This window comes from Hydrogenophaga sp. (assembly GCF_031426985.1).
Taxonomy (GTDB): Bacteria; Pseudomonadota; Gammaproteobacteria; order Burkholderiales; family Burkholderiaceae_C; genus Hydrogenophaga.
Genome location: NZ_JASJOY010000045.1, coordinates 1 through 1249 on the forward strand (window position 1 = coordinate 1; position 1249 = coordinate 1249).

Below are 1249 nucleotides of genomic sequence, written 5' to 3' on the forward strand. Positions count from 1 at the left end.
CCCGGCGCAACTGGAGCGCCTCATCGAGGCGGCCCGGCTGAGCGGGCTGGCGGTCACATTCGGCGAAGTGACGCCCGACGTGGCCGGCTTTTCAGCCCCGATCTTCGAACCCGATGGGCGCGTGAACGCGGCGCTGATCATCGCAGCGCCGATCGAGCGCGGTCGCGCCGTCGCCGATGCGCTGCAGCACCTGGTGATGGAACTCGCCGCCAGCATCTCGAGGGCACTCGGCTACCGTGCGGGACCGCAATCGCGTGAAGTGGCAACAAATCAAGCCAGACCAATACCCCAGACCCGCCGCTCGCGGCAACAGGCACAACTTGAAAAGGAGACAACCCCCCGTGAACAATGAACTGCTTTACGAAGTGAACGACGGCATTGCCGTCATCACCATCAACCGGCCCGAGCGTCGCAATGCGCTGAATCGCGCCGTGCGCGAAGGCTTTTTCGAGGTCTGGCGCCGCTTCGAAGCCGACGGGCAGGCCCAGGTGGCCATCCTCACCGGTGCCGGTGACAATTTCTGCGCCGGCATGGACCTGGTGGAGGCCGCCGACACGCAACTGCGCATCCCGCCAGCGGGCTTCATCGCCGTGCTCGGCGACAACATCGAGGTCACCAAGCCCGTCATCGCCGCCGTGCAGGGCTATGCCTATGCCGGCGGCTGGCTGCTGTCGCAGATGTGCGACCTGTGCGTGGCCGACGAGACCGCCAAATTCGCCATCACCGAGGCCAAGGTCGGGCGCGGCATGCCGTGGGCCGCGCCGGTCATTCACATGTTGCCGCAGCGCATCCTGATGGAAGTGGCGATGACCGGCGACCCGCTGACGGCGCAGCGCGCCTACGAACTCGGCTACATCAACCGCCTGATGCCCAAGGGGCAAGCATTGCAGGGCGCCAAGGAACTGGCTGCCCGGCTCATGGCCAATGCGCCGCTGACGGTGCGCGCGGCCAAGGAAATGGTGCGCCTGTCCACCGAGATGGGCCGCACCGCCGCGCTGCGCGCCTCCAACCGAGCGTTCGATGCCGTCTACCTCAGTGAAGACGCCCTGGAAGGCCCGCAGTCTTTCCGGGAGAAGCGCAAACCGGTCTGGAAGGGGCGCTGACATGAACGTGATCTCGATCAGAAAAGCCACACCGTCGGCCACTGTCCCAACCGACGGCCTCTCACGGGAACTGGCCGCGCGCAGCGCTGCCCTGTGCTACACCGCTCTGCCGCAGGACGTGCGCCTGCGGGTCCGGCAATGCCTGC

At 66.7% G+C, this 1249-nt stretch carries 2 protein-coding genes; both read left to right on the plus strand.

Features of this window, described 5'->3' with window-relative positions; all coding sequences use genetic code 11:
* Positions 1-352: IclR family transcriptional regulator C-terminal domain-containing protein (locus RMP09_RS06455; RefSeq protein ID WP_310565187.1), on the plus strand; the 352-nt coding region annotated here is incomplete at its 5' end.
* Positions 342-1103: an enoyl-CoA hydratase-related protein gene (locus RMP09_RS06460; RefSeq protein ID WP_291187888.1), complete on the plus strand. Its 762-nt coding sequence runs from the start codon at positions 342-344 to the stop codon at positions 1101-1103. The genes RMP09_RS06455 and RMP09_RS06460, both read left to right, overlap by 11 nt.
* The last annotated feature ends 146 nt before the right edge of the window (positions 1104-1249 follow it).